Raw genomic sequence first — 6,315 nt, 5'->3', positions numbered from 1 at the left:
ATGACGAGTCGCTTGCCTTGATGGTTCTGTGACATGATCACCGAGCCATCGACAAGCGCCCACATGAATTACCTGATCGATTGTTAAAGAGCGGCTCACGTCTCGTTGAGAGCGGAGCGTCTCGCTTACTGTCGAGCCGTCGCTTTATCACCTGGTACCGAACTGCATACCGAAGAAGCGGCGGTCTCGCCAGCGCCCTGCGAGGAAGGCGTATTCTACGTGACTGGCTGTCATTGTCAACCCGGCGAAGCATTCCGAGGAACCTTGCGAGCGACCGACACCTTTCGACACTCAACCCTTGAAGGGTCGTTTCGAGAGGATCGCCGCGGAGGCCTTGAGGCCGCCGTCACGAGTGGCGCACATTCTAGCGAATCTGCCGCGACTGTCAACCGGTGTTTCTCGACGCTTTGCGAAAAAACCATTGCAGAACAGTCACTTCTGCCACCTCCACCGCCTGCAACGTTTGCCCGTCGCCGGCAGCGGATGCGTACTTTACGGCTTTCCCCGCGGGTCCGCAAGGCCTTCCTGTAAAAAAGTTTCAGGGACCTGATAAATGGTCGAAGCCGGCGCCTCGGCTCGCACCCAGCCCATCCACAGCCCCTCATCGAAACACCTTGTGGATATCCTGGCTGAGCGAAGTCTTCGGTTAACGTCGTCGCCTGAAAGAGGGCTGAAAAAAGAAGGCCGAAAGAAGTGAAGAGATAAAAGCGAGAGATAACCGCCAGAAACAGCGGCGCCCGCACTCGGCGGGCGCAACGTCCTCGTCGACCGTGGCCGACCAGGCCCTCCTTCGTTACTTGAGCGTCACGCGGGCATAGCGCTTCTTGCCCGCCTGAATCACATAGCTCTTCCCGGTATCCAGCATATGATCACGTTCGACGGCCTCGCCATCGACCTTGACGCGCCCATTACCGAGCATGTCCTTGGCCTGGGCACTGTTCTTGGTCAGTCCGGAGCGATTGAGCACGGTGGCGATCGGGGCCTGGGCGCTACCCTCGAAGTCCACCTCGATCTCGGGAAGGTCCTCGGGAAGCTCTCCATCGGCGAGCTGGTTCCCCGCGGAACGGTGGGCGTTGGCGGCGGCCTCGTCACCGTGATAGCGGCCGATCAGCTCTCGCGCCAGCTCCATCTTGATATCACGCGGGTTGGCACCGGCCTCCACGTCTCGCTTGAGCGCCTCGATCTCCTCGTTGGGCTTGAGAGAGAGCAGTTCGAAGTAGCGCCACATCAGGCTGTCGGGCATGGAGACCAGCTTGTTGAACATCGACCCCGGCGTCTCGTCGACCCCGACGTAGTTGCCCAACGACTTCGACATCTTCTGCACGCCGTCGAGCCCCTCGAGCAGCGGCATGGTAATCACCACCTGCGGCTGCATGTCGAAGTGCTTCTGGATCTCGCGCCCCATCAGCAGGTTGAACTTCTGGTCGGTACCGCCCAGCTCGATATCCGCCTTCAGGGCCACGGAGTCGTAGCCCTGGACCAGGGGGTAGAGGAACTCATGGATGGAGATCGACTGGCCGTTCTTGTAGCGCTTCTCGAAATCGTCGCGTTCGAGCATGCGGGCCACCGTGCTCTGCCCGGCCAGCTCGATCATGTCGGCGGCACTCATGGCGGTGAACCACTCGGAGTTGAAGCGCACCTCGGTCTTCTCGGGGTCGAGGATCTTGAACACCTGCTCCTTGTAGGTCTGGGCGTTGGCCTTGACCTCCTCCTCGGTAAGAGGCTTGCGAGTGACGTTCTTGCCGGAGGGGTCGCCGATGCGGCCGGTAAAGTCACCGATCAGGAACACGACCTCATGGCCGAGGTCCTGAAACTGGCGCATCTTGGTCAACAGCACGCTGTGGCCCAGGTGCAGGTCGGGTGCCGTGGGGTCGAAGCCCGCCTTGATGCGCAGCTTGCGCCCGGACTCCAGCTTCTTGACCAGCTCCTCTTCCAGCAGGATCTCCTGGGTGCCCCGCTTCAGCAGCGCCAGTGCGCTCGCCACATCGCTCATCGTCTCCCACTCCACGTATCAGGTTGCTCGACCCCTCGGGGCCATATCGAATGGGGCAGAATGGTAGCATGTGTCGATGCGTCGCGCTGACACCATATTGCTCGAGGGACCGCCATGACTCTTTATATCGGCCTGATGTCCGGCACCAGCCTGGATGGCGTAGATGCCGCCCTGGTGGAGATCGACGACGAGCCAACGGCCGGCCGGCCCAGGCTGCTGGCCAGCCATGCCGAACCGATGCCGGCTCGACTGCGCACGCTGTTATGGCAGCTCTGCCACGCCGACCACGTCGCCTTCGCCGAGCTTGCGGCGGCGGAGGAAGCCTTCTGCAAGCTTCAGGCAGAGGCCGTGGCCGCACTTCTGACCGCCAGCCATGTACCGAACGAGAGAGTGGAAGCCATCGGCAGTCATGGCCAGACCATCGAGCATGCGCCGCATGGCCATGCCGGCGGTCCCGCCTACACCCTGCAGCTCGACAATCCCAGCCGGCTGGCCGAGCTTACCGGCATCGCGGTGGTGGCCGACTTCCGTCGCCGTGACCTGGCGGCCAGTGGCCAGGCCGCCCCCCTCGCGCCGGCCTTTCATCAGGCGCTGTTCCGGGCCCCTGACGAGTGGCGGCTGGTGCTTAACCTGGGGGGCTTCGCCAACCTGACGCTGCTGCCACCCGAGGCGGACAGCCGTGCGCCGCTGGGATTCGACTCGGGGCCGGCCAACGCCCTGCTGGACGCCTGGCACGCACGCCATCGCGGCGGCGCCTTCGACCCCGATGGCGCCTGGGCAGGCTCCGGTCGGGTTGACGACACACTGCTGGCAGCCCTGCTGGAAGAGCCCTTCTTTCACCTGCCGCCGCCACGCAGCACCGGCCGTGAACTGTTCCATCTCGACTGGCTGGCAGAACACCTGAATGGCAGGGAGCGCCCCGAGGATGTGCAGGCAACGCTGGCCGAGCTGACGGCAACGAGCGTCGCCCTGGCCGTGGAGATGGCCCGGGAGCGCCTCGCTGCCCCGCCTCCGACGCTGCTGATTCCCTGCGGCGGCGGTGCCCATAATCGCGACCTGCTGAGTCGGCTGGCACGTCGCCTTCCCGACACGCCCCTGGGCGACTGCGCCGAGTGGGGCTGGCCCGCCGACTGGCTGGAAGCCGGCGCCTTCGCCTGGCTGGCCTGGCGCCGCCTGGCGGGCCTGCCGGGTAACCTGCCCAGTGTGACCGGGGCCACAGGCCCTCGCGTACTGGGCGGCGTCTTCGCCCCCTAGGAGCGCCCCACGCGGAGGCGCCTCAGAAGTCGTCCTCGCTGCGCAGCGAGAGTGACGCGGCAGCCTCCTTGGCCTGATCGACTCCCTTGCTGCCCGCACCACCGCCAAACTTGATCATCATGCGCAGGTCATTGGGCGAATCGGCATGCACCATGGCCACTTCCTCGGAAACCCTACCCGCCGTGTAGAGGTCATAGAGCGCCTGATCGAAGGTCTGCATGCCAAGGTCCCGTGAACGGGCCATGACGTTCTTGATCTCGGAGACCTCCCCCTTGCGCACCAGGTCACCGATCAACGGCGAGTTGAGCATGATCTCGATGGCCGGGCAGCGCCCGCCATCCAGTGTGGGCAGCAGTTGCTGAGCGACGATGGCACGCAGATTGAGCGACAGGTCGAGCCATATCTGGGCGTGCCGTTCGATGGGAAAGAAGTTGATGATGCGATCGAGGGCCTGGTTCGCATTGTTGGCGTGCAGGGTGGCCAGACAGAGGTGACCAGTCTCGGCAAAGGTCAGGGCATGCTCCATCGTCTCGCGGCTACGCACCTCGCCGATCAGGATCACATCCGGCGCCTGGCGCAGGGTGTTCTTCAATGCCACCTCGAAGGACTCGGTGTCGATTCCCACCTCGCGCTGGTTGATGATCGCCTTCTTGTGCGGATGTATGTACTCGATGGGGTCCTCGACGCTGATGATATGGCCGCCCAGCGTCTCGTTGCGCTGCTGGATCATCGATGCCAGGGTGGTCGACTTGCCGGTGCCGGTCCCTCCCACCACGAACACCAGGCCCCGCTTGTTGTTGACCAGATCACCAAGAGTGGTGGGCAGCGACAGCTCTTCCAGATGAGGAATATCGAAACCGATGCGCCGGATCACCATCGCCTTCTGGTTGCGCTGTTGAAAGGCACTGACTCGAAAACGCCCCTTGCCCTTGCGGCTGAGTGCAAAATTGGCCTCCCGCTCGGCCGTGAAGCGGGCCTGCATCGACTCCGGAATGGTGACATTGACCAGCTCGTTGACCTGCTGAACGCTGAGTCTCTGCTCACCCAGGGGCGTGAGCCGCCCTGCCATCTTGAGAGTGGGAGGGGCCCCCACCGAGATCAGCAGGTCCGAAGCGTCCTTGTGCACCATGATATCCAGCAGCTGATTGAGCCACTCTTGAGCCGTCATATCCCCGCCCCCTCTACCTGTATCGTTATTCTCTTCTGCTCTGCGCAACTGTCTGTTCAGATGATGCCCTTGGCCTTGGTTTGGGCCTCGTCACGTGCCACCACGTTGTCCGCCACCAGCTTGGCCATGGCGGCATCGAGGGTCTGCATGCCCTGGTTGCCACCGGTCTGGATGGCCGAGTAGATCTGCGCCACCTTGTCCTCTCGAATCAGGTTGCGCACCGCCGAGGTGGCAATCAGGATCTCATGGGCTGCCACCCGACCACCGCTCATGCGCTTGAGCAGCGTCTGGGAGACCACCGCCTGCAGCGACTCCGAGAGCATCGAGCGCACCATCGACTTCTCGTCACCGGGAAAGACATCGATGATCCGGTCGATGGTCTTGGCCGCGGAGGTGGTATGCAGGGTGCCGAACACCAGGTGACCGGTCTCGGCCGCGGTCAGCGCCAGGCGAATGGTTTCCAGGTCACGCAGCTCGCCGATCAGGATGATGTCCGGGTCCTCGCGCAGGGCACTTCGCAGCGCCGGGGCAAAGCCGAGAGTATCGCGGTGTACCTCACGCTGGTTGACCAGGCAGCGCTTGCTGCGGTGGACGAACTCCACCGGGTCCTCGATGGTGAGGATATGCTCGTAGCGATGGTCGTTGATGTAATCGATCATCGCCGCCAGGGTGGTGCTCTTGCCCGAGCCGGTGGGGCCGGTGACCAGCACCAGGCCGCGTGGCAGCATGGAGAGCTGGCGGAATGTCTGGCCCATCCCCAGATCCTCGAACGTCAGTACCTCGGTGGGAATGGTGCGGAACACCGCCCCCGCGCCACGGGCCTGGTTGAAGACGTTGACACGGAAGCGCGAGATACCCGGCACCTCGAAGGAGAAGTCGGTCTCGAAGTACTCCTCGTAGTCGCGACGCTGGCGATCCGCCATGATGTCGTAGATCAGCTTGCGGACTTCACGATCTTCCATGGCCGGCACATTGAGCCGCCGGATATCGCCATCCACGCGAATCATCGGCGGCAACCCGGCCGACAGGTGGAGGTCCGAGGCGTTCTGCTTTGCCGAGAACGCCAGCAGTTCGGTAATATCCATGCGTTTTCCCTGCTCCCGATAGGATGCGTCTTGTTGTGAGGCCCAATATGTGTGAGGTCCAGTATGACAGAGCTTGAGACATGACCGAGCCGGCCGTCTCCGAATCCCTTGCCGCCGCACGGCAACGCCTGGCCGATGCCCTGAAGGCGGCCGGCCGCCCGGTCGCCGATGCACGCCTGCTGGCGGTGAGCAAGACCAAGCCCGCCGCGATGATTCGTGAGGCCTGGCACCTGGGCCAGCGCGACTTCGGCGAGAACTACGTCCAGGAGGCGCTGAGCAAACAGGACGAGCTCGCCGAGCTCGAGGGTATCGTGTGGCATTTCATCGGCCCACTGCAATCCAACAAGAGTCGAGAGGTAGCCGAGCGTTTTTCCTGGGTCCATAGCGTAGACCGTGAGAAGGTTGCCCGGCGCCTGAACGATCAACGTCCCGCGTCACTCGCCCCTCTGAGCATCTGCCTGCAGGTCAATATCAGCGCCGAATCCTCCAAGTCGGGAGTGAGTCTCGCCGAGTTGCCCACGCTGGCCGAGGCGGTGCTGACCATGCCGCGCCTCCGCCTGCGCGGACTGATGGCGATCCCCGCTCCGGCCAAGGGTATGGAGGCCCAGCGTGCACCCCTGGCCCGGCTACGCGAGGCCCTTGAAGAGCTCCGTGAGCGCTTCCCCGAGGCACCGCTGGACACCCTCTCCATGGGCATGAGCGACGACCTGGAGGCCGCCGTGATGGAGGGCGCCACCCTGGTACGCCTGGGTACCGCCGTCTTCGGAGCAAGACAACGACATGAGTGACCCAATGCCGCGGTCGCCGGCGGCGGC

Annotated in this window: 5 protein-coding genes; 2 read left to right on the top strand and 3 right to left on the bottom strand. The window is 63.7% G+C overall.

Annotation, left to right across the window (positions count from 1 at the left end):
• Positions 1-793: 793 nt before the first annotated feature.
• Entirely contained in the window at positions 794-1,993 is a 1,200-nt protein-coding gene (gene tyrS, locus RM463_RS17155; RefSeq protein ID WP_195688478.1) for a tyrosine--tRNA ligase, read from the bottom strand.
• 114 nt (positions 1,994-2,107) lie between these two features.
• On the opposite strand from tyrS, the gene RM463_RS17150 reads away from it, so the two are divergent.
• On the top strand, positions 2,108-3,247 hold the full coding sequence (locus tag RM463_RS17150) for an anhydro-N-acetylmuramic acid kinase (protein ID WP_195688479.1): 1,140 nt from the start codon (positions 2,108-2,110) through the stop codon (positions 3,245-3,247).
• A 22-nt stretch (positions 3,248-3,269) separates the two neighbouring features.
• On the opposite strand, the gene RM463_RS17145 is transcribed toward RM463_RS17150, so the two are convergent.
• Positions 3,270-4,415, bottom strand: coding sequence for a PilT/PilU family type 4a pilus ATPase (locus RM463_RS17145; protein WP_195688480.1), 1,146 nt, complete (start codon positions 4,413-4,415; stop codon positions 3,270-3,272).
• Between the two features lie 56 nt (positions 4,416-4,471).
• On the bottom strand, positions 4,472-5,500 hold the full coding sequence (locus RM463_RS17140; RefSeq protein WP_311430734.1) for a type IV pilus twitching motility protein PilT: 1,029 nt from the start codon (positions 5,498-5,500) through the stop codon (positions 4,472-4,474).
• An 80-nt stretch (positions 5,501-5,580) separates the two neighbouring features.
• On the opposite strand from RM463_RS17140, the gene RM463_RS17135 reads away from it, so the two are divergent.
• A complete protein-coding gene (locus RM463_RS17135; protein ID WP_195688482.1) occupies positions 5,581-6,288 on the top strand; it encodes a YggS family pyridoxal phosphate-dependent enzyme in 708 nt (235 codons plus the stop codon).
• The last annotated feature ends 27 nt before the right edge of the window (positions 6,289-6,315 follow it).

This window comes from Halomonas sp. LES1 (assembly GCF_031846005.1).
In the GTDB taxonomy this organism is placed as follows: Bacteria; Pseudomonadota; Gammaproteobacteria; order Pseudomonadales; family Halomonadaceae; genus Halomonas.
The sequence above is the reverse complement of the archived record's forward strand: the minus strand, read 5'-3'. Positions and strand labels throughout refer to the sequence as shown.

Bases quoted from the DNA above. Each gene is read 5' to 3' on its own strand.
- tyrS (WP_195688478.1), bottom strand. From the start codon at position 1,993: ATGAGCGATGTGGCGAGCGCACTGGCGCTGCTGAAGCGGGGCACCCAG.
- RM463_RS17150 (WP_195688479.1), top strand. From the start codon at position 2,108: ATGACTCTTTATATCGGCCTGATGTCCGGCACCAGCCTGGATGGCGTA.
- RM463_RS17145 (WP_195688480.1), bottom strand. From the start codon at position 4,415: ATGACGGCTCAAGAGTGGCTCAATCAGCTGCTGGATATCATGGTGCAC.
- RM463_RS17140 (WP_311430734.1), bottom strand. From the start codon at position 5,500: ATGGATATTACCGAACTGCTGGCGTTCTCGGCAAAGCAGAACGCCTCG.
- RM463_RS17135 (WP_195688482.1), top strand. From the start codon at position 5,581: ATGACCGAGCCGGCCGTCTCCGAATCCCTTGCCGCCGCACGGCAACGC.